This window comes from Anaeromyxobacter oryzae (assembly GCF_023169945.1).
GTDB lineage: Bacteria > Myxococcota > Myxococcia > Myxococcales > Anaeromyxobacteraceae > Anaeromyxobacter > Anaeromyxobacter oryzae.
The window spans coordinates 6,436,219-6,457,547 of the sequence record NZ_AP025591.1; the positions used below are offsets into that span (position 1 = coordinate 6,436,219).

The following is a 21,329-nucleotide window of genomic DNA, read 5'->3' on the forward strand; positions in this document are numbered from 1 at the left end:
CCCGCCCGCGCGTGACCCGTCGCCGCGCGGGGTGGTGGCTCAGGCGCGGGCGAGCCGGCCCACGCGCACCCGGGCGGGGCGGAGGACCCGGTCCCCGATGCGGTAGCCCGGCCGGACCTCCTGGACGACCACGCCGTCCTGCGCTGCGTCGGCGACGGCGACGGTGTCCACCGCCTCCGCCACGTGCGGGTCGAACGGTACGCCCGCCACCGGGATGCGCTGTGCGCCGAGGTCCGAGATCCGCTTGTGCAGCGCGGCGAGCGACAGCCGGACGCCGTCGACCAGGTTGCGGAGGGCGTCGCCGTGCGCCTCGCCGGCGCCGGACACCGCCGCGAGCGCGCGCTCGAGGTCGTCGGCGGACTCGAGCAGCGCCTGAGCGACGCCGGCCCGCTCCGCCTCGACGACCCGGGCTCGCTCGCGCTCCTGCCGCTGCCGGAACGCCTTGTTGTCCTCGACGAGGGACGCGTACGCGCGCGTGAGCTCGTCGATGCGCGCCGCCTGCGCCGCGAGCTGCGCGTCGCGCGGCTCCTCGACGGACGGCGTCGCGGCCTCCGCGTCGGGCAGCGCGGCGGGCTCGGCCGCGCCCAGCTCGTCCTCGGCGATGGGCCGGCCGTCGGGGCGGAACCGCCGCCGGTCGTTGACCTTCACCTGACCCTCCGCCCGGGGAGCGGAAGCGTCACGGCGTTCATCGGACATTCTGGAAGACCTCCGCCGCCGAAGCTAACCAGCCGACGCCACCTGTCAAACCGGACGGGGCGCCCGGGTCACGCGTGGTCGGGCGCGGGCGGCTCGCCGGGGAGCTCATCGAGGGACGCGCCGCGGTCGTCCCGGATCTCCACGCCCGCGGCGCGGAGGCTGTAGAAGAGGAGCCACCGCTCCGCCGGCGAGAGGCTGCCGGACGGGAGCGCGTGGTCGATCTCCGCGACGGTCAGGTGACCGCGGCGGATCCCGAGCTGGAAGAGCGCCTTCCGCGCCTCGTGGCTCTCGCTCCCATGCCTCACGGGCGTTCGTCCGGGTCCTGGGCGAGCGCCTGCGGGACCGCCCACCCGGCCGGCCGATCGGCCACCTGCACCGGGTGGTTCGGGTTGTCCGGGGGCGCCTCGGTGTGGCCGCGCCCGTCGATGGTTCCGGGGCGCGTCACCTTGGGCCCCCACAGCCGGGTGATGTCGTCCTCCTCGATGACCTCCACCGAGAGCAGGCGCGCCGCCATGGCGTCGAGCTTCTCGCGGTTCCCGCGGATCACCGCCCGCGCCCGCTCGAGCGCCTCGACCACCATCGCCTGGACCTCCCGGTCCACCGCGAGCGCGGTCTGGTCGGAGTAGGTCCGGTTCTCGAGCCCCTTCACCCCGAGGAATCCCGGGCCTCCCTGATCGCCGAGCGCGACCGGGCCGAGCGCCTCGCTCATCCCGTAGTCGCGCACCATCATGCGGGCCACGCCGGTGGCGTGCTGCAGGTCGTTCGAGGCACCGGTGGACGGCTCCCCGAAGATCTCCTCCTCGGCGACGCGCCCGCCCATGAGCCCCGCCATTCGATCGCGCAGCTCGCTCCGCGTGAGCAGGTAGCGGTCCTCGATGGGCAGCTGGAGCGTGTAGCCGAGCGCGCCGAGGCCGCGCGGGATGATCGAGACCTTCGTCACGCGATCCGCGTACGGGAGCATCCAGGAGACGAGCGCGTGGCCCGACTCGTGGAAGGCGACGATCTCCTTCTCGCGCTCGTTGATGCGGCGGCTCTTCTTCTCGAGCCCCGCGACGACGCGCTCGATCGCCTCGTCGAACTCGTAGCGGGTGACGTGGTTCTTGTTGCGGCGCGCCGCGAGGAGCGCCGCCTCGTTCACGACGTTCGCGAGATCCGCGCCGGCGAACCCGGGCGTCCGCGAGGCGACCGCCTTCAGGTCGACGTCGGGCCCGAGCTTCACGTTGCGCGCGTGGATCTGGAGGATCCGCTCGCGACCCCGCTTGTCGGGGCGATCGACGAGGACCTGCCGGTCGAAGCGGCCGGGCCGGAGGAGCGCCGGGTCGAGGATCTCCGGGCGGTTCGTCGCGCCCATGATGATGAGGCCCGCGCGCGAGTCGAAGCCGTCCATCTCGGCGAGGAGCTGGTTCAGCGTCTGCTCGCGCTCGTCGTGGCCGCCGAGCATGCCGGAGTTGCGCGACTTCCCGAGGGCGTCGAGCTCGTCGATGAAGACGATGCACGGCGCCTTCTGCGTGGCCTGGCCGAACAGGTCGCGAACGCGTGCCGCGCCGACGCCGACGAACATCTCGACGAACTCGGAGCCGGAGAGCGAGAAGAACGGCACGCCCGCCTCGCCCGCCGTCGCCCGCGCCAGGAGGGTCTTGCCGGTGCCCGGCGGGCCGACGAGGAGCACGCCCTTCGGGATCCGGCCGCCCAGGCGCCGGTACTTCTCCGGCGTCTTCAGGAACTCCACGATCTCCTGGAGCTCCTCCACCGCCTCGTCGATGCCCGCGGCGTCCTGGAACGTGACGCCGGTGTCCGGCTCCATGTGGATGCGCGCGCGGCTCTTGCCGAACGCCATGACGCCCGGCGGCCCCTGGCCCATCTGGCCGGACATGCGCCGCATCACCCAGACCCAGAACACGAGCCCGATCGCGATCGGCGCGATCCAGATCCAGAACAGATCGCCCATGCCTCCCCCTGCCACCGCGTCGTACGGGATCTGCGCCTTCTCGATGGCGGGGACGAGGTCGTCGCCGCCGCCGGGCACCCGCGTCGCGACGTACGGCAACGCCTGACCACCGCCCCGGTCGCCCTGCGCCTCCTCCTTGCCGTCCTTCGCGTCGGGCGACGGGGCGGCGACCGGTTTCGGGATCCCGCGCACCCAGTCCGGACCGATCACGACCCGCTCGAACGAGCCTTGCCGGACCATCTCCTTGAACTGCGAGTACCCGATGCGGCGAACGCCGACGTCCTGGAAGGCGCGGAACAGGAACACCGCGAGCGCGATGAGGACGAGCCACGCCGCCGGCGACGCGAGCGGCAGGCGCGTCTGCGGACCGATGCGATCCCCTCTACCGCCGCGCTGTCCCTGGGGCTTCTTGTCGTCAGCTGACACCGAGGCCTCCTGCCCCCTTCCCAGGCAATGTGCGCACGTCCGGGGGCCCGGCAATGCGAGGACCCAAGCTCGGGAGGCCCCGGTCGGTCGGTTCCGGGCGCATGTGAGGCGATTAAGCGGCGCGCGCCAGAACGCAAGCGGCAGAGGCGGATTTGGCGCGACGGCGACGTGGCGGGTGGTGCGCGATCCTGCCGCCCGGCGGGTGGCGCCCCGGCGACCGGGGCGGTCGGCAGACCCGCCCTACAGGTCCAGCAGCTTCGCGATCGACTTCTCGTCGGCCGGCGGGAACTCGTACTGATCGATCTCGTCCGGTCGCACCCAGCGGTGGTCGTGCACGCGGATGTGCTGGACCGGCCCCTGCGTCAAGCGGCACCGGTAGACGCAGAAGTCGATGTCGTAGTCCTCGTATGCGTGCTCGACGTGGATCACGCGGCCGCCGACCTCGACGCCGATGTCCATCTCCTCGCGCAGCTCGCGTGCGAGCGCGGCCTGATCGGTCTCGCCCGGCTCGACGCGTCCCCCCGGGAACTCCCACAGCAGCGGCAGCGACGCCGTCGGCGGGCGCTGGGTGATGAGGTAGTGCCCGTCCCGCTCGATCATCGCGCCCACGACCCGGATCTTCCGGCGCATCGCCACGCTCCGTTCTGGACCGCCCCGCCCGGTACGCGCGCGCGGAAGGACGCGCCACGCCCGCTACCGGATTGTAGAATCCGCTCCGGATGGCGTCCATCCGCTTCCTCGGCGCGGCCGGCACGGTCACGGGGTCCAGGTACCTCGTGGAGCACGGGTCGGTCCGGCTCCTCGTGGACGCGGGCCTGTTCCAGGGCCCGAAGGAGCTGCGGCTCCGGAACTGGTCCCCCTGGCCCGTGGCGCCCGCGTCGATCACCGCGGTGGTCCTGACGCACGCCCACATCGACCACGCAGGGGCGCTGCCCCTCCTCGCGCGGGACGGCTACCGCGGCCCGGTGCACTGCACGCCCGCGACGCGCGACCTCGCCGGCCTCCTCCTGCCGGACTCCGGGCGGCTCCAGGAGGAAGAGGCGCGGTTCGCGAACCGGAAGGGGTACTCGAAGCACGCGCCGAACGCGCGCCCCCTCTACGCCGAGCAGGACGCCCTCGCGGTCCTGCCGCAGCTCGCGACCCTCGCGTACGGCCAGCGCCGCGTCATCGCGCCCGGCGCGGCGATCACCTTCCACCGCGCCGGCCACATCCTCGGGAGCGCGACCGTCGACCTGGAGCTCGAGGGCGCGCGCCCGATCCGGATCCTGTTCAGCGGCGACCTCGGCCGCTACGGCGCGCCGATCCTCCCGGACCCGGAGCCCGGCCGGCGCGCCGACGCGCTCCTCCTCGAGAGCACGTACGGCGGGAAGCGCCACCCCGACGCGTCGCCCGCGGACGGGCTCCGCGACGAGGTGCACCGCGCGGTCCAGCAGGGCGGCGCGCTGCTCGTGCCGTCGTTCGCCATCGGTCGCACGCAGGAGCTGCTCTTCACCCTCCGCGACCTGGAACGGCGCCGCCAGATCCCGGAGCTGCCGGTCTTCGTCGATTCGCCGATGGCGGTCGACGCGACGCCGATCTACCTCGCACACCGCGAGGAGCACGACGACGAGATGACCCGGCGCCTCGCCGCGGGCGAGGAGCCGCTCCGGCCCGCCCGCCTCACGTTCGCCCGGAGCCCCGAGCAGTCGAAGGCGATCAACGACGTCCGCGGGCCGTGCATCATCATCTCCGCGTCCGGGATGGCGACCGGCGGACGCGTGCTCCACCACCTCTCGCGGCGCCTGCCGGACCCGCGCACCACCGTGCTCCTGGTGGGCTACCAGGCCACGGGAACGCGCGGCTGGAGCCTCCAGAACGGCGCCGCGACGGTGCGGATGCACGGCGAGGACGTGCCGGTGAAGGCGCGCGTCGCCACGCTGTCCGGGTTCTCCGCGCACGCCGACGAGGCGGAGATCTCCCGCTGGCTCCGCACCTTCCCCACCCCGCCGCGCCGCACGTTCCTCGTCCACGGCGAGCCGGCGGCCCTCGCGGCGGCGCAGGCGCGGATGGACGCCCTCGGCTGGCCCGCGCAGGCGCCGCGGCACCTCGAGGAGTTCGCGCTGTGACGCCATGCGTGCGGGACGCGACCGGCGCGGCGCGCGTCCGGAGCGGGTGTGTGCAGCTCGACGGACCGCTGCTGCTCGACGGCGCGATGGGGACGGCGCTCCTCGACCGGGGCCTCCCCGCGGGCGCGCCGCCGGAGGCCTGGCTCGCGGAGCGTCCCGCCGAGATCGCCCGCGTGCACCGGGCGCACGCCGCGGCGGGCGCGCGGGTCCTCCTCACCAGCACGTTCAACGTCGCCGCGCCGCGCCTCGAGGCGGCCCTCCCCGGCGCAGACGTCGCGGCGCTCTGCCGGACCGCGGTCGCGCTCGCTCGCGACGCGGCGCCGGGCGTGCTGGTCGCGGGCGACCTCGGCCCGACCGGGCTCGTCGTGCCGGGCCGCCCGCCGGCGGACCCGGCCGGGCTCCGCGCCCGCTACGCCGGTGCCGCGGGCGCCCTCGCCGCCGCCGGCGCCGACCTGATCTGGATCGAGAGCCAGTGGGATCTCGGCGAGGCCCGCCTCGCGCTCGCTGCCGCGCGCGATACCGGGCTACCGGTCGTCGTGACGTTCACGCTGCGCGAACGTCTCGGCGATCTCGAGGCGCCGGACGGCACCGCCGCCGAGGCGCTCCTCGCCGACGTGGCGCTCGACGGCGCGCTCGCGGTCGGCGTGAACTGCGTCTCGCCGGGGAAGGCGCTCGCGCGGCTCGCGGACTGGGCGGCGCGGAAGCTGCCGGCGCCGCTCGTCGCGAAGCCGAGCCCGGGCCTCCCCGGCGCGCTCCTCGCGCCCGCGGCGTTCGCGGACGCGGTCCGGCCGGCGGTCGCGGCGGGGCTCCGGGTCGTGGGTGGGTGCTGCGGGGCGACCGGCGAGCACCTGCGGGCGCTCGCGGGGGTGCTGCCGCCGGCGTGACTCCCCCGTCGGCGATGGGGAGGGGATCCCGTGGAGACGGGAGTTCGCGTTGGGGACGCGCCCCCTCACCCCGGCCCTCTCCCCCACGCGATGAAGCCGCGCGGGGGAGAGGGAGGGATCTGGTGTGCCGGGCGAAGATGACCAGCGCGAGGTCCGCGTCGAGGTCGGCGTCGAGGTCGGATTCGGTCGAGGTCGAGGTCGGATTCGGTCGAGGTCGGAGTCGAGGTCGGAGTCGGGGTCGAGGTCGAGGTCGGAGTCGGAGTCGGGGTCGAGGTCGGGGTCGAGGTCGAGGTCGGAGTCGGAGTCGGGGTCGGGGTCGAGGTCGGGGTCGGGGTCGGGGTCGGGGTCGAAGTCGGGGTCGAGGTCGAGGTCGGGGTCGGGGTCGGGGTCGGGGTCGGGGTCGAAGTCGGGGTCGGGGTCGGGGTCGGGGTCGAAGTCGGGGTCGAAGTCGGGGTCGGGGTCGGGGTCGGAGTCGGGGTCGGGGTCGGAGTCGGGGTCGAGGTCGGGCTCGGGTTCGGGCTCGGGTTCGGGGTCGGAGTCGGGGTCGAAGTCGGGGTCGGGGTCGAGGTCGAGGTCGGGCTCGGGCGAGGGCGAGGGCGAGGGCGAGGGCGAGGGCGAGCGGCGAGCGGCGAAAGCGAGGCCGGGATCGCGAACGCCAACAGGCGCCGCGCCATACAGTCGGGGAGGCCCCCTCGCCCGCGCGCAGCCGCGTCGCTGCGTACGGACCCGGTCGACAGTACTTCAGCCGCGGTGCACGCGACGTGACACGCGAGCGCCCCACGGAACCGTTCGCCTCGCGCGACGCACGCCACGCCCGGGCGCGAGCGTGGCGCGTCCGGGCGTGCCGCGGCCCCGCGCGCTTCGGCGCCCGATCGACCTACGGCGCCCGGTCGCGAGTCCGCGGCGAGCACGGACGAGGGGGCCTCCACGCCGGCGCGGCGCCGTACACCGGAGCGCCCAGCACCCGGCATCGGGCGGACGCGAAAGTGAATGGGACTGAGATCGCTGACGGGAAAGCGAGTGCGAACGTGACTCAAGGTGGGGGGGGCGCGTTGGTCACCGTCGCGGCTTGACGGTCAACACGGTTGCTCTCCCCCACGCGATGAAGCCGCGCGGCGGAGAGGGGCTACGAACGAAGGACCCGAGCCTGTACGACGCGGCGGAGAGGGATACGAGCAGGGAACGAGCTCGTATTTGCGAGATCAGGTTGCCCGCGGATACGAGCCGAGCAGCCACAGCGTGTGGACGCGGCCGAGCACGCACGCGAGCGCCTCGGCGCACGCGGGCTCGGCCCGGTGGCCCTCGAAGTCCAGGTAGAAGACGTAGTGGCCCATCGTGCGCTTGGTCGGGCGGCTCTCGATCTTGGACAGGTTGATCCCGCGCCGGGCGAACTCGCCGAGGACCTCGTGGAGACCGCCGGGCCGATCGCGATCGAGGGTGAACGCGATGCTCGTCCGATCGGCGCCGGTGGGGGCCTCGTCGCTCGGCGCGAGGAGGACGAACCGCGTCACGTTCTCGTCCGAGTCCTGGATCGACTCGGCGAGCAGCGCGAGGCCGTAGCGGTCCGCCGCCGCGCGAGAGCCGATCGCGGCCGCCGCGGACTCGCCGGCCGCGACCTTGCGGGCGGCCTCCGCGGTGGAGGTCTGCGACTCGAGCGCCGCCTGCGGGAGCCGCTCGCGCAGGAACCTCGCGCACTGCCCGAACGGCTGGGGGTGCGAGAGGACGCGCCGGACGTCCTCGAGGCGGGTGCCCGGGCGCGCGAGGAGGTGCTGGCGCACGGGCAGCAGCACCTCGCGCCGGATGCGCGGGCCGGGCTTCAGCACGAGCAGGTCGAGGACCGTGCTCACGGCGCCCTCGATGGAGTTCTCGATGGGGAGGAGCGCGGCGTCGACGGCGCGCGACAGCAGCGCGTCGTAGGCGTCCGCGAAGGTGGAGTACGGGAGGGCCTCGCCGCCCTGCGTGAGATCGCAGCGGGAGACCGCCTCCTCGCTGAAGGTACCGGGGGGGCCGAGATAGGCGACGCGCATGCTCCTCGGGAGTCCTATCACGCCGCGGGGCTCGACGCCGCCACCTCCGCAACGAAGCGCCACGGTGGTCCGCACCGATGCCGCGAACGTGTCTCGGCCGTGGCGGACGAAGGCCCGTCCGCGCTCACCCCGCGTCCACGAGGGCGAGGAGCTCGCCGATGGTCGCGAGGCGGTGGTCCGGCTCGGCCGCCGCGAGCGCCTCCGCGCTGCACGCGCCCCACAGCGCCGCCGCGGTCCGCACGCCGGCGCGCCGCCCGGCGACGAGGTCGTGCGGGGAGTCGCCGAGGAGGAGCGCCTCCGACGGCGGGCGCCCGAGCCGCGACAGCGCGAGCAGCACCGGCTCCGGGTCGGGCTTCGCGCGGGCGCAGCTGTCCGCCCCCACGACGGCCCCCATCGAGCGGTCGAGGCCCGTGTGACGGAGGGTGCGCCAGGCGCCCTCCTCGACCTTCGCGGTGACCACGCCGAGCGGGTGCCCGCGCGCGGCCAGGCGCTCGACGACCTCGAGCGCGCCCGGGAAGCAGCGGGTCATCCGGTCGTGCTCGGCGAGCCAGAACCGCCGGTAGCGCGCCTGGAGCAGCTCTACGTCCTCCGGCGCCCGAGCGAATCCGGCGAGCTGCGTCCGGAGAGGTGTCCCGATCCCCGCGATCCACTCCGCCTCCGATGGGCACCAGCCGTACCCGTCGAAGGCGTGGCGCACGGTGGCGAGGATGAGCGGGACCGTGTCCACCAGGGTCCCGTCCAGATCGAACAAGATCGCCATCGGGCGAGGAGAAGGCACGTCCGGGAGCATAATCAAAAATCCGGCGTTGCCCCGCGCCGCGCGTGCCTAATTTCCGTTTGCGATGACTGGAGCAGCGATCGTCCGGAGGGAGGCCGACGACGCGATCGTGCTGGCGGTGTACGGCGCGTTCGACGGGTCGTCGGCGTGGGCGCTCCGACTCGAGATGGACGAGTCGCGGGCGCACGACTTCATCGTCGACCTGACGCACGCGGAGGAGGCCTGCGACTTCGCCGCCTGCCTCCTCGCCGCGTGGGCTCGGGAGCACCGCCGGGAGAAGCGAGTCCGGTTCCGGCCCGGAGAGCCCGATCACGTCCGCCTGCTCGTCGGGTTCGGCCTCGAGGTCCTCGAGGACGAGGACCGGACGTGGGCGACCGTCGAGGTCCCCGCGACCGGACCCGCGCTCCGCCTGGAGCCGCTCGACGCGGACACCTCCGCCGTGGCGTGACCACGTGCCGCCCCAGCCCGTGGCCGGGGACGGCCGGTCCGTTGACGGAGTCCGGGCCACCGCGCGGCGCGGATCGAGGCCGGCCACGGCCGACGGCGGGGTTTCGCGTGGACGGCCGCGGCCGCAAGGTTACGCCAGGAGGCGGCGTGGCGAAGCTCTCGAGCAAGGTGCAGGAGGCGCTCGACGAAGGACGCATCCTGCTCCTCGGGACGCAGGTGCTGCTCGGGTTCGAGTACCGCGCGTTCTTCGCTCGCGCCTTCTCCGACCTGCCGGGCTGGGCGCGCGCGCTGAAGCTCGTGGCGCTCTGCGTCATGCTCTGCGCCTTCGCGCTCATCGTGCTGCCAGCGGCGTTCCACCGCCTCGTCGAGGCCGGGGAGGACACGCGGCGGCAGCTCCGGCTCACCACGCGGTCCGTCGGGCTCGCGCTGCTCCCGCTCGGCGTCGGCCTCGGGCTGGACGTCGTCGTGGCGGCACAGCCGGTGCTCGGCGCGGGCGGCGCCGCCGCGGTCGGCGGGTCGACCGCGGCGATGGCCGTCGGCTGCTGGTACGGGTGGACCGCTCTCGCGCGGCGCCGGAGGCCGCGCCCGCAACAGGAGCGGGGACGAGGAGATGGCGCCGCCTTCGCTGCAGAACAAGATCCACCACGTCCTCACGGAGGCGCGCATGATGCTTCCCGGGGCGCAGGCGCTCCTCGGGTTCGCGCTCGCGGCCGTGCTGACCGAGCGTTTCGGGGAGCTGCCGCGCCAGGCGCAGCTCGTCCACCTCGCGGCGATCGTCGTGACGTGCGCCGCGATCGTGCTCCTCATCGCGCCCGCCGCGTACCACCGCATCGTCGAGGGCGGCGAGGAGACGGAGCGGTTCCACCGCGTCGCGACGCGCCTGCTCGTCGCCTCGCTCACGCCGCTCGCCCTCGCCCTCGCGGCGCAGCTCGGGGTGGTGACGTACGTCCTCACGCGCGCCGCCACGCCCGCGATCGCAGCGGGCGTCGCGGCGGCCGTCGTGCTGCACGGCGTCTGGTTCGGCGTGACCTTCGCGCTCCGCGCGCGCCGGCGTCGCTCCGAGCCGCCGCGGTTCCGGCGAGCCGCCGCGCGCGCCTGACGACCGCGCTACGCCCGCCCCTCGTCCTTCTCGCCGAGGATCCGGTAAAGCGTCTTGCGATCGATCCCGAGCACCTCGGCCGCGCGCGTCTTGTTCCCGCCCTGCTCCGCGAGCACCTGGGCCGCGTATCGCCGCTCCACCTCCGCGAGCGTCGGGCGCTCCCCGGTGCCGGGCGGCGGGACCGGCGGCGCGCCGGCCGGGCGGATCGCGTCGGGCAGGTCCTCCGGGACGATCATGCCGCTCGGGTTCAGCGCCAGCGCCCGCGCGACGACGTTCTCGAGCTCGCGGACGTTCCCCGGCCAGGCGTACGCGACGAGCAGATCGCGCGCCGCCGGCGTGATCGCCGCCTCGGGCCGGCCGTGCTTCGCCGCGAAGTGCTCGGCGAGGAGCAGGATGTCCTCCCGGCGATCGCGGAGCGGCGGGATGCGGATGGTGACGACGTTCAGGCGGTAGTAGAGATCCTCGCGGAACTTGCCGTCCTTCACCGCGAGAGCGAGGTCCTTGTTCGTGGCGGCGACCACGCGGACGTCCACCGTCACCGGCTCGTTCGTGCCGACCGGCCGGATCTCGCCCTCCTGGAGCGCGCGCAGCAGCCGCGCCTGCAGCCCCGGCCCGATGTCGCCGATCTCGTCGAGGAACAGCGTCCCGCCGCTGGCCTCCTCGAAGAGGCCGCGGCGCGCGGCCTGCGCCCCGGTGAACGCGCCCCGGGCGTGCCCGAACAGCTCGGACTCGAGGACCCCCTCCGCGATGGCGCCGCAATCGACCGGCACGAACGGACCGGCGGCCCGGCTGGACGCCGTGTGGATCGCCCGCGCGACCAGCTCCTTCCCCGTCCCGCTCTCTCCGAGGATGAGGACCGTCGCGCTCGACGCGGCGACGCGCGCGGCGGTCTTGTAGACCTCGAGCATCGCCTCGCTCCGGCCCACCACGTTCTCGAGCCGGTACTTGTCCCGCACCTGCCGGCGGAGCGCGCGGTTCTCGAGCACGAGGGCGCGCTGCCGGAGCGCCCGGTCGACGACGACCGCGATCGCGTCGACGTCGTAGGGCTTGGAGATGTAGTCGAACGCGCCCCGGCGGATCGCCTCCACCGCGCCCTCGATGTTGCCGAACGCGGTCACGAGGATGATGGGGGTCTCGGGGACCTTCTCGCGCATGGCCTCGGCGAGCTCGTACCCGCCCACCTCCGCCATCCGGATGTCGGAGACGACCAGGTCCGCGGGCCCGCGCTCGAGGGCGGCGAGGGCGTCCTTGCCGTCGGCGAGCGCCTCGACCGCGTGGCCGCGCGACGAGAGGATCCGCGCGAGCAGCGCGCGGCTCGCGGGATCGTCATCGACGACCAGGATCCGGAACGGCGGCTGCGGCATCGCGACCCTCCCCGCGGACCTCGTCCGCGGCCGTGGGGATCCATAGCGTGAACGTCGAGCCGACGCCGGGCTCGCTCTCGACCTCGATCCGGCCCTTCAGCGCGTTGGCGATCTCGCGGGAGATGGCGAGCCCGAGGCCCGTCCCCTTCCCGCGTGGCTTCGTCGTGTAGAACGGCTCGAAGATCCGCTTCCGCTCGTCGGGCCCGATCCCGGGGCCGGTGTCCTTCACCGAGAGCGCGAGCTGACCGTTGCGGCGCGCGGCGCCCACCACGAGCCGCCCGCCTTCGGACATCGCGTCGACGGCGTTCGCGACGAGGTTCGTGAGCACGTGCCGGACGAGCGTCGGGTCGAGGCGCACCTCGCCGAGATCCGCCGGGACGTCGCGCTCGACCTCGATGCGGACCCGGGCGCCGCGCGGGACGGAGAGGTCGAGCACGTCGTCGACGAGCGCGGCCACGTCCACCGGCTCCGGATCGGGGGCGAGCGCCCGCGCAGAGTCGAGGAACCGGCGGATGATGCCGGTCATGCGCTTCACCTCGCCCTCGAGCGCCTGGAGCCCGGGCCGCAGCACCTCGGGGCAGGCGGGGTCGCGCGCGAGGAGCTGGACGTGACCGCTGATGGTGTTGAGCGGGTTCCCGAGCTCGTGCGCGATCGTCCCGGAGAGCTGGCCGAGCGCGGCGAGGCGCTCCTTCGAGGTGAGGTCGCGCCGCGCCTCGACGAGCAGGCTGTTCACCTCCGCGAGCTCGCGGTTCTTGGTCGCGAGGTCGGCGGTGGCGTCGTCGATCATGGACTTCAGGTTCGAGTTGACGCGGCGGACGCGGGAGAGCATCGCGGCGAGCCCGCGGGCGAGGACGCCGATCTCGTCCTGCCGCTCGGTCCCGGGGACGGCGCCCACGTCGAGCGCGCCCGACTCCACGCGCTCCACCGAGACGGCGAGCTGCGAGAGCGGCCGCACGAGCATCCGGCCGAGCATGGCGCTGAAGACGATCGCGATGAGCGCCGCGCCGATACCGGCAACGAGGAAGAAGACGTTCCGCTCCGTCGAGGCGATCTCCTCCACCTCCGACAGGTTCGACTCGATGCGGAGCGCGCCGAAGATGTGCTTCGGCGTGTCGTGCAGCGGGTGATCGACGCGCCAGCCGCGACCCTGCGCGAACTCGACGCGCGTCACGGTGGTCTCGACGGCGAACGCGCGGGACGAGATGGTGTCGAGGGACGTCTCCGGACCGTCCGCTCCCATCGTCACCCGCGCGACCTTGACCTCGCTGCCCTTGCGGATCGCGAGCTCGGCGGAGCGGATGCCGCGCCGCCGGAGCAGCTGCCCCTCGAGGAGCGAGGACGCCTGCTCGACGTCGGTGCGGGGAGTGAGGTCCAGCTCCTCGGCGATCGCCTTCGCGACATCCGCGGTGCGGTCGCGCAGGCTGCGCTCGATGACGCGCTTCGCGACCTGCTCGCCGAGGTAGGCGGCGACGGCGAGCGTACAGACCAGCGTCGCCGCGAAGAGGAGGATGATCCGGGCACGCAGAGACATGGAAGCTCCCGCCTCGCGCCCGGGTGGACCCGGCGCCGGCGGCGCGAACCGCCGGCACCGGGGTCCGCTACCGCAATGTTACTTCGCGGCGGCGGGGGCGGCGGTCTCGGCCTTCTTCTCGGTGGTCTTCTTGTGGCTCGAGTGCTTCTTCGCGGCCGGCTTGGCGGCCGGCTTCGCCTCGGCCTTGGCCTCGGTCTTCGCCTCGGCGGCGGCCGGCGCGGGGGCGGCGGCCGGAGCAGCGGCCTCCTCGGCGCGGGCGGCGGTGGAGAGGGCGAGGACGGCGAAGGCGGCGAGCATCGTCACGAGCTTACGCATGAGGTGTTCTCCCTGGTGGCGCGGGGGGTTGTGTGTCTCGCGCCTCACGAGCGGAGGAAGAGCACGCGGCGTGCCGGCCCAGCTCCCGTCCCGCAAGCCCGTCTTTCTGAGGACTTACGTGAGCGCGCCCCGCATGGGGGTCCCGGGTGGCGTGGCGTTCCGGGGCGGCGTGTCCCGTGTCTCCGGGGCGAATCGCCACGCAGTCGCCTCGGCGGGGGCGACGCTACCGGGCGACGATCCGGAGGATCGCGTCCTTCTCCTCCGGGCAGGTGCCCCGACCGTCGCAGTTGCTGGTCGTGACCCAGACCGCGCCGTCCGGTCCCTGTACCACCTCGCGGACCCGGCCGAGCCCCTGCGGAGGGTCGCCGGCCAGGTAGACCTCGTGGCTCGCGAGCCGGCCGCCCTCTCCGAGGACGATCCGGTGCAGGTGGCGAGAGCCGAGGGTCCCGACGAGCACGCTGCCCTTCCACGCCGGGACCGCGCCGCCGCGGTAGACGCTGGCTCCGCCGGGCGGCGCCGCCTGCACCCAGGAGATCGTGGGCGCGGGCATCCCGGCGCGCGCCTGGCAACCGTACACGTCCGGCCAGCCGAGGTTCGCGCCGGCGGTCGCGACGAGCACGCGATCGTGACCGGTGCGGCCGAGCTCGCCGCTCGGACCGTGGTCGGCGACGACGAGGGTCCGCGCGTCGAGCCAGTCGAACGCCTCGACGTTTCGGAGCCCGCTCAGGAACACCGGGCTCCCGGGCTGCGGGTTGTCCGGCGGCGCGGCGCCGTCGGTGGTGAGCCGGAGGAGCTTCCCGTTCGGGCTCGCGGGGTCCTGGGCGCGCGGCGGGTCGCCCGCGTCGCCCGTGCCGACGTACAGGAGCCCGTCCGGCCCGAAGCGGACGCGGCCGCCGTCGTGGAACCGCGCCGCCGAGACGTCGTCGAGGAGGACCCGGTCCTCGCGGGCGGAGAGCCCGTCGGGCGCGAGGACGTAGCGCACGAGCCGGTTCACGTCGCGTCCGCCCTTGCTCGTCGTGTAGTACACGTAGAACCGGCGGTTCTCCGCGAACCGGGGATCCGCGGCGATGCCGAGGAGCCCGCCCTCCCCGCCCTCCGAGACGGTGACCCGCGCGACCGGCTCGGGGACGAGCTGGCCGCCGTGGAGCAGCCGCACGCGCCCCGGGCGCTCCGTCACCAGGACGTCGCCGCCCGGCAGGAACGCGAGCCCCCACGGCACCTCGAGCCCCGTGGCGACCCGCTCGACGCGGATCGGCACCTGCCCCGCCGGCCCCCACCCGTCCTCGACGAGCAGGCAGCCCGGAGCGTCCGCGCCGCGCGCCTCGCGGGCCGTCCCGCAGGCGCAGCCGAGCGCGAGCACCGCGAGGAGCCGGACCCGGACGCCGCGCATGCCTCAGGGCTCCATCTTCTCGCCGTCGTAGTAGTCGACGCTCGATCCCTCGCGGAAGAGGCCGCGGATCCACGGCTGCTCGCCGAACCGCGCCGTCGCCGTGGTGCCGATCTTCCGCGAGTCGGGGTAGCCCACCACCTCGGTCGGCAGGAGGGTCGAGAACGCGAGGTACCGCAGCGGCGTCGTGCCGGTGTTCACGATCTCGTGCACGGCCTCGGGGCCGACCGGGAACGTGACGTAGTCGCCGGCGCGGATCGGCACGGTGCGATCGCCGATCCGCAGGGTGGCCTCGCCCTCGAGCACGTAGGCCGACTCCTCGTTCGCGCAGTGGTAGTGCGCCGGGAACGCCGTCTTCCCGGGCGGCACCTCGAACCAGCTGCAGCCGACGCCCCTCGCGCCCGTCGCGCGGGTGAACCAGCGCGTCGTGAAGGCGAACCGAGTGCCGGCGGACACGGTCCGGGGCTCGACCTCGGTCAGGTGGACGACGTTCGGGTGACGCCGGTTCGCGTCGGGCATGGAGGTCTCCTCGCGAACGAGGCTTAACGTCCGCGCCCGCCCGCGCAACGACGCGCGGGCGCAGCCGCCTTCACGCGCGGAGAGCGCCGCGCGGGGCGTCCGCGCCCCCCGTGCGAGGCAGGCCGCGCCGGGGAACTCCACGGATCCAGGGCCGGCCCTCCGCGGATCGAGGGTGGGGAGACCGGGGACGCCCATCGAGTGCACCTGCCCGCGGCTGCGGCATGTCAGCGTCGCGCCCGGTCACACCGGCCCGCCGAGCACACACGGCCTGACAGTGGAGGGGCACGTCCTCGGCGGTGGGCCGAGAGGCGGAGACCGGCAGGACCAGACCCGGATCGCCAGCCGCGATCCGTCGACCTTCTCGAGGGGGGAGAAAGCCATGCAGACCAGGTTCGGGTGGTATTCACGATACGTCACGATCGCCGCGGTCGCGGTCGGGCTCGCGGCGTGCAGCCGGGCGGAGCGGGCCGGGGAGCGGGGCACGGTCGTCACGCAGGGCATCGTGGCGGAGGCGGGCTACACGACCTTCGACGCGACGCTCGGCGGCTGTCTCGACGGCGTGAACGGGGTGAACTGCAACCACTACGCTGGCAAGGAGTTCGTGTACATGAGCGGCGGCCCGACGCGGGCCGGGCTGTCGGACGGCGACTACTTCTTCGCGGTGCTCGCGCCCGGCGCGGCGAACGGCGGCTTCGTCGACGGCGCGGAGGGCAACCTGAGCCTCGACTCCGCCACCGACCGGACCTTCACCGCGGGGAGCCACGAGATCGCGTACTCCGGGCCGCACGCGCTCGGGACGAACCCGGGCGGCCGGCGCGTCATCGGCGTCGCTCCCTTCGCGGACACCCCGAACCCGGGCGGCGTCTACATCCTCGCGATCTGCCAGGCCGGGGCGACGTCGCCGAGCCAGTGCAAGTTCGACGCGTTCCGGATCGGGGCGGGCCACGCGTTCCCGACGGTGTCCGGCATGAAGTACTACGACACGAACGCGAACGGGCGGTACGACGACGGCGAGCCGGGCATCGGCGGATGGGCCATCGACTTCACGGACGAGATCGCGGGGACGCTGCTCACCGCCTCCGACGGGACGTTCGACGTGACCCTCGTCGCGGACGTCTTCACCTTCGCGGAGCGCCAGCCGCTCGCGCCCACGACCTGGATGCAGACCGGCAACGTCGAGAGCCAGCTCGGGACGACGGGGGGCGCGACCGCGACGCTCCACTCCGACCGCACGTACACGCTCGACGTCGTGGACGACTCCGGCGTCACCGGCGTGTACTTCGGCAACGTCTGCCTCGGCCCGGGCGGCGGCAAGACGCTCGGCTTCTGGTCGAACAAGAACGGGCAGGCGCTGCTCACGGCCGGGGACCTCGCCTTCCTCGGGTCGGACGTCCACCTCCGCGACGCGAGCGGCGCGGACTTCGACCCGGCGAGCGGCTCGGCGTTCCGCGCCTGGATCCTCGGCGCGACGGCGACCAACATGGCGTACATGCTGTCCGCGCAGCTCGCCGCGATGGAGCTGAACGTCCGGCACGGCCTCGTGAGCGGCTCCGCGCTCGTGTATGCGCCCGGCGCGACGAGCGCCAACCCGGCGGGCTTCGCGACGGTCGAGGCGTTGATGGACGAGGCGAACGCGTCGCTCGGCGCGAACGCGCTCACGGTCGCGCCGTGCGACGCGCGGAAGCTCCAGGAGGCGCTCAAGAACGCGCTCGACGCCGCGAACAACGACCGCAGCTTCCTCCAGCCCGGTCCGGAGTCCTGCCCCACCCCGCTCTTCTGACGGAGCGCCGGCGGCACCGCCGGGCGCCGGCTCCTCGGCGCCCCGCGGTGCCCGCCCCCGGTCGCACGGGTCGTCGGGCGCGCCCGACGCGGAGGCGCTGAACGCCGCGTCCCGGAGGATGCCGGGCCAATCTAGTAGCCGCAGTGGCCCGAGTCCCAGGACGTCGCCTGGAACACGTCGATCACCGACCAGTCCGACTCGACGCGCGTGACCGCATCCCGCGCCTTGACGCGCCAGTAGTAGGTGTTGCTCGGGATGGGCTCGGTGACGCAATCGTCCATCGGCAGGTTCGTGAGCGAGACGACGAAGGAGAGGGTCGCCTTCCCGCCGTTCGTCCCGGGAGCGCCGGCGATCCAGCCCGAGTCGGGAGGAGCCCCGCTCGCGAGCCACGTGAAGGTCGCGTCCGACCCGAGCTGCACGCGGTACTCCAGGGTGTTCCCGCTCGGCCCGGTCACCGGGTACCACTGGAGGGCCTGGGACATCGACGGCGCCGCGGTGACTCCGGTCCAGCCCACCGGGACCACGTCCGGGCGCGGGGGCGCGTCCGAAGAAGTCGTCGTGAACGTGGAGATCGGCGTACGGAGCACGTTCCGCTGGGCGTCGGCGCTCCGGACGCGCCAGACGTACGTCGTACCGGGAGTGAGCCCGCTCAGGGTCACGCTGTGGTTCTGGACGAGGTCCGCGCTCCCGGCGACCCATCCCGGCAGCCCCACCCCGAACTCGAGCCACGAGGACGCCGCCTCGTCGGTCGTCCACGAGATGGTCGCGCCCGCCCAGGTGACCCCGGTCGCCCTGGGCGCGCCGTCCGACCAGGTCGCGATCCTCGGCGGATCGTACCGGGGCGCCGGTATGCTGAAGCCGTGGCAATGGGCGCAATTGCCGGACGACATCCCCTGGCCGCTGTATGGCTCGGTCCAGAACCGGATGCCCTCGTGGCCGTGGCAATAGAAGCAGGCGGTGCCCGGCCCGGCGGGATCGACGTGGTTCGCGCTCGGATCCATCCAGCACTGACCGCTGTCGCAGATCATCGCGTCGGTGTGGCACGCCGCGCAGCGCTCGTGCCGGCCGCCCGCGTGGCACGCCTCGCAGAGGCGCTCGGCGCCGACGCCGGTCCGGTCGATCGCGTTCGCGGGAACGGCGACGCCGTTCACGGTCGACGCGAACAGGAAGCTGTTCCGGCTCGCGTGGCCGGCGTGGCACGCGGTGCAGGGCATGGCCGGGTACCCGCGGTAGTACGGCGCCCGGAGCGTGCCGCCGTAGCCGGTCGGCGTGACTCCGGGGGCGCAGGGCACGGGCCCGTTGTTCGGATCGAAACACGTCCCGCGGCGCCCGCCGTGGAAGTCACCCGAGGTGGAGTCCTGCGTCGCCTCGCTCCACCCAGGCAGGACGGGCGGTGTCGCGGAGCTCTCCGCGTCGTTCCCGTGGTGTAGCACCTGTCCCTGCGGTCCGGCGCCGGGGCCGGAGGGTGGCGAGTGGCACGTGACGCACACCAGGTTCACCGCGCTGCTCGCGACGAGCCCGGGATTCCCCGTCGTGTGCTTCGCGTCGTGCGAGGCCGGTTCGTGGCAGGACCAGCAGCTCGTCGGCTCCCCGCTCGCAGGCCGCGCCTCCGAGAAGATCGGATCGTGGAGCGAAGGTCCGGCGCGGGGCGTCGGGGCGGCGCCGCCGGGGTTGATCCGGCTGTGACAGGAGGTGCACGGAAGCGGCCCGGCCGCGCTCCACGTCACCGCCTGCGACGGCGCCGGCGCGCCGAGCGGGTAATGGCACGCCACGAGGCAGCTCGTCGCCGTCGAGGAGCCGCTGCTCTGTGCTCCCGTGGTCTGCGTCCCGCCCGGCAGGACGATCGACGGGTTCAGCACGATCTCCTCGACGCCGTTGCCGTGGGAATCCGGACTCGTCGGGTGGCAGGTCCCGCAGCCGAACGGCCGCTCGTCGGTGGGGAACGGCGGCTCGGGCGCGTTCGGCCCGTGGTGCGCCGCGTGCGCGCCGGTGCTCGGCGGTGTCGGGTGGCAGTCCTGGCACCGTCCGCTGAAGCCCTTCTCGTGCCGATGGCAGTACCCGCACCTGCCGACGTGGACCGCGTCCGGGGTGCCGCCGCTCCGCCAGCGCGAGGTCCGCGTGTGGCACACCTGGCAGGGGCCGCTCCCGTCGCCGTTCGCGAAGCTCGCCAGCCCGGGGTTCGCGACGCCGCCCGCCGCGGAGTAGCCGGTCGGCGTGCCGATCCGGACCGGCCTCGCCGGCGGAGCTTCCGTCCCGGTGACGAAGGGCGGCTTGATGGTCTCCCGGATCAGCTCGACGTTCCGGGTCCCGTGGGGCGCGTGACAGTCGCGGCAGGTCGTCGTCCACGCGCCGTACGCGCGACCGAGCGTCTCGCTCCCGTGGTCGGACAGCACGTGGCACGCGGTGCAGAGCTGGCTCGAGTTGTCGCGCACGAGCAGGTTGCCATCGCCCATCCCGGCGTTCGCCACCACCGACACCACGGCCGAGGTGGTCGCGCGCCCTTCCGTGTCGGTCGCGGTCGCCACGAGCGTCGAGGTCCCCGGCAGCAGCGCGACCGTCGCCTCGTAGATGGCGCTGCCTCCCGCGCCCGCGTATCTCGCGTTCTGCACGAGCGCTATGCTCGAGGTGCTCGCGCCCGCGATCGACAGCCTGACCGACGCGATCGCCCCGAGGCCCAGCGGGTGCTGGACGCGCGCCTCGACGCGGATGCGCTGCCCGACGACGCCGCCGTCCATCGGGTTCACGATGACGACGAGGGGGGCGAGGGTGCCGGGAGTGGGATCGCCCATCGGCTGCGCGAACGCAGCACGCGCGAACACGGACCAGAGGATCGCCCAGACGAGCACTGATCGCGGCACCGACACGGAACGTGCAGGAATCGATCCGGCCCGGACGGCAAACCCCGCTCCGCTGGCATCGTATGGATTCCAACGACGGATGCGGGCGCTCCAGAACCGTGGCGTCCCCGTCACGCAGCGCCCGTACGGAATGTACGAAAGCGGCTGCGCGACCTCGCCCATCGGTGCGTGAAAGCACCCAGCGCGCGCCCGACGCGGCATCCGGGGGGTAGCACCTTCGACCACCAGCGTGCGGTCACCCGTCGTTCGCGCTCGACGGCACCTCCGGCCACGACCGAGCGCGCCGGTCGACCGCGTCAGTACGAGACCTTCTTCCGCTCGCAGCGGGTGAGCGGGCCGACGGCGAAGCTGTTCCCCCAGTCCTCGCACGCCTTCTCGGAGACGCCGCGGGCGAGGCACGTCGCGACGAGCAGGTCGGCGAAGCGGCGGGAGAACTCGTCGCACGACTTCACCTGGTCCCAGCTCGGCTTGCACTTCGCGGCGAGGCGCTTCTGGAAGTCGAGACAGATGGCGCTCGCGTCCACCTGGCGGACGCTCGGCATCACGCTCTCCTGGCACCACGACGCGTTCACCTCCACGGAGCGCTCGCAGTGGAACTCGGCGGAGCCGAGGACGGGGAGACACGCGGCGAGGATCGCCGCGAGGACGCGGACGACGGCGGAGTGACCGGTCGAGCGAAGCATGACCGCACGCTAGCACCGTCAGTGTCGTCGAGCGCTCCCGTCGACGAGGCACAGGCGATAAACCGCGCGCCCGCGAGCGCGGTGGGGCGGTGTCGGCCGTGATGCCAGGATCTGCGCGTGGGAGAGACTCCGATATCGTGTCCGTCGATGAGCGTTGGTGGTGGCGACCAGGGCGTCGTCACGAGCGGCACTTGCAGTCGTCGCGCCGGGGGAGACGCGTCTCGCTCCGCTGCTCGGCGCGCGCGTCGCGGGCTGGCCGCGCGTAGCTCGTGTCGTCGTACCGCGACCCGACCACGGTCGTGTCGTCGGGGCGCGGGAGCTCGACGCCGAACGTCGCGTGCGTCGCGTCGCCGTACGAGGCGTCGTCGTGCGAGCCCGCATACGGAGGGAGATCGTTCGCGAAGGCGATCGTGGTGAAGCCCGCGGAGAGAGACAGCGCAATCAGCCTGGCAATCATGGTGTTCCTTTCCGGTTCGTTTCGG

19 protein-coding genes and 1 pseudogene are annotated in these 21,329 nt (G+C 73.9%); 6 read left to right on the forward strand and 14 right to left on the reverse strand.

Annotated features, from left to right (window positions below; translation table 11 throughout):
* Positions 1-39: 39 nt before the first annotated feature.
* From AMOR_RS28295 to AMOR_RS28310, 4 genes are all read right to left on the reverse strand, one after another.
* Positions 40-648 carry a nucleotide exchange factor GrpE gene (locus AMOR_RS28295; protein ID WP_248357056.1) on the reverse strand — a complete coding sequence of 203 codons (609 nt, stop codon included), beginning with the start codon at positions 646-648 and terminating at the stop codon, positions 40-42.
* A gap of 116 nt (positions 649-764) precedes the next feature.
* A complete protein-coding gene (locus AMOR_RS28300; protein WP_248357058.1) occupies positions 765-1,001 on the reverse strand; it encodes an RNA polymerase sigma factor region1.1 domain-containing protein in 237 nt (78 codons plus the stop codon).
* The gene (gene ftsH / locus AMOR_RS28305) at positions 998-3,070 is read right to left on the reverse strand and encodes an ATP-dependent zinc metalloprotease FtsH (protein WP_248357065.1); all 2,073 of its coding nucleotides are present in this window, start codon (positions 3,068-3,070) and stop codon (positions 998-1,000) included. The genes AMOR_RS28300 and ftsH overlap by 4 nt, the downstream gene beginning before the upstream one ends.
* 240 nt (positions 3,071-3,310) lie before the next feature.
* The gene (locus AMOR_RS28310) at positions 3,311-3,700 is read right to left on the reverse strand and encodes a (deoxy)nucleoside triphosphate pyrophosphohydrolase (RefSeq protein WP_248357067.1); all 390 of its coding nucleotides are present in this window, start codon (positions 3,698-3,700) and stop codon (positions 3,311-3,313) included.
* An 89-nt stretch (positions 3,701-3,789) separates the two neighbouring features.
* On the opposite strand from AMOR_RS28310, the gene AMOR_RS28315 reads away from it, so the two are divergent.
* Together AMOR_RS28315 and AMOR_RS28320 are read left to right on the forward strand one after the other, a co-directional pair.
* Positions 3,790-5,175, forward strand: coding sequence for an MBL fold metallo-hydrolase RNA specificity domain-containing protein (locus AMOR_RS28315; protein ID WP_248357069.1), 1,386 nt, complete (start codon positions 3,790-3,792; stop codon positions 5,173-5,175).
* Positions 5,176-5,225: 50 nt separating this feature from the next.
* Entirely contained in the window at positions 5,226-6,059 is an 834-nt protein-coding gene (locus AMOR_RS28320; RefSeq protein ID WP_248357071.1) for a homocysteine S-methyltransferase family protein, read from the forward strand.
* 1,202 nt (positions 6,060-7,261) lie between these two features.
* Here AMOR_RS28320 and pheA read toward each other — a convergent pair.
* Both pheA and AMOR_RS28330 read right to left on the reverse strand, forming a co-directional pair.
* Complete coding sequence (gene pheA / locus AMOR_RS28325) at positions 7,262-8,086, reverse strand: prephenate dehydratase (protein ID WP_248357073.1); 825 nt, start codon at positions 8,084-8,086, stop codon at positions 7,262-7,264.
* Between the two features lie 124 nt (positions 8,087-8,210).
* Entirely contained in the window at positions 8,211-8,846 is a 636-nt protein-coding gene (locus AMOR_RS28330; protein ID WP_248357080.1) for an HAD family hydrolase, read from the reverse strand.
* A gap of 82 nt (positions 8,847-8,928) precedes the next feature.
* Between AMOR_RS28330 and AMOR_RS28335 the strand changes: the two genes are divergently transcribed.
* The 3 genes and pseudogenes from AMOR_RS28335 (at position 8,929) to AMOR_RS28340 (ending at position 10,410) form a co-directional block, all read left to right on the forward strand.
* On the forward strand, positions 8,929-9,312 hold the full coding sequence (locus AMOR_RS28335) for a hypothetical protein (protein WP_248357082.1): 384 nt from the start codon (positions 8,929-8,931) through the stop codon (positions 9,310-9,312).
* 215 nt (positions 9,313-9,527) lie between these two features.
* A pseudogene (locus AMOR_RS29900) lies at positions 9,528-9,800 on the forward strand (DUF6328 family protein); the annotation flags it as partial.
* 121 nt (positions 9,801-9,921) lie between these two features.
* Positions 9,922-10,410 carry a DUF6328 family protein gene (locus AMOR_RS28340; protein WP_248357083.1) on the forward strand — a complete coding sequence of 163 codons (489 nt, stop codon included), beginning with the start codon at positions 9,922-9,924 and terminating at the stop codon, positions 10,408-10,410.
* An 8-nt stretch (positions 10,411-10,418) separates the two neighbouring features.
* Here the strand turns inward: AMOR_RS28340 and AMOR_RS28345 are convergent, their stop codons facing one another.
* From AMOR_RS28345 to AMOR_RS28365, 5 genes are all read right to left on the reverse strand, one after another.
* Complete coding sequence (locus tag AMOR_RS28345) at positions 10,419-11,774, reverse strand: sigma-54-dependent transcriptional regulator (protein WP_248357085.1); 1,356 nt, start codon at positions 11,772-11,774, stop codon at positions 10,419-10,421.
* Entirely contained in the window at positions 11,737-13,305 is a 1,569-nt protein-coding gene (locus tag AMOR_RS28350) for a sensor histidine kinase (protein WP_248357086.1), read from the reverse strand. Before AMOR_RS28350 ends, AMOR_RS28345 begins: the two co-directional genes overlap by 38 nt.
* Before the next feature lie 78 nt (positions 13,306-13,383).
* On the reverse strand, positions 13,384-13,620 hold the full coding sequence (locus tag AMOR_RS28355) for a hypothetical protein (RefSeq protein WP_248357088.1): 237 nt from the start codon (positions 13,618-13,620) through the stop codon (positions 13,384-13,386).
* A gap of 223 nt (positions 13,621-13,843) precedes the next feature.
* Positions 13,844-15,010 carry a PQQ-dependent sugar dehydrogenase gene (locus AMOR_RS28360; RefSeq protein ID WP_248357089.1) on the reverse strand — a complete coding sequence of 389 codons (1,167 nt, stop codon included), beginning with the start codon at positions 15,008-15,010 and terminating at the stop codon, positions 13,844-13,846.
* A gap of 3 nt (positions 15,011-15,013) precedes the next feature.
* Positions 15,014-15,526, reverse strand: coding sequence for a cupin domain-containing protein (locus AMOR_RS28365; protein ID WP_248357091.1), 513 nt, complete (start codon positions 15,524-15,526; stop codon positions 15,014-15,016).
* Between the two features lie 379 nt (positions 15,527-15,905).
* On the opposite strand from AMOR_RS28365, the gene AMOR_RS28370 reads away from it, so the two are divergent.
* Positions 15,906-17,306: a hypothetical protein gene (locus tag AMOR_RS28370; RefSeq protein ID WP_248357092.1), complete on the forward strand. Its 1,401-nt coding sequence runs from the start codon at positions 15,906-15,908 to the stop codon at positions 17,304-17,306.
* A gap of 131 nt (positions 17,307-17,437) precedes the next feature.
* Here the strand turns inward: AMOR_RS28370 and AMOR_RS28375 are convergent, their stop codons facing one another.
* The 3 genes from AMOR_RS28375 to AMOR_RS28385 form a co-directional block, all read right to left on the reverse strand.
* Complete coding sequence (locus tag AMOR_RS28375) at positions 17,438-20,164, reverse strand: hypothetical protein (RefSeq protein ID WP_248357101.1); 2,727 nt, start codon at positions 20,162-20,164, stop codon at positions 17,438-17,440.
* A gap of 296 nt (positions 20,165-20,460) precedes the next feature.
* A complete protein-coding gene (locus tag AMOR_RS28380; protein ID WP_248357102.1) occupies positions 20,461-20,847 on the reverse strand; it encodes a hypothetical protein in 387 nt (128 codons plus the stop codon).
* A 178-nt stretch (positions 20,848-21,025) separates the two neighbouring features.
* Positions 21,026-21,304 (reverse strand): hypothetical protein, encoded by a 279-nt coding sequence (locus tag AMOR_RS28385; protein ID WP_248357104.1) that lies wholly within the window; start codon positions 21,302-21,304, stop codon positions 21,026-21,028.
* Between the last annotated feature and the right edge of the window lie 25 nt (positions 21,305-21,329).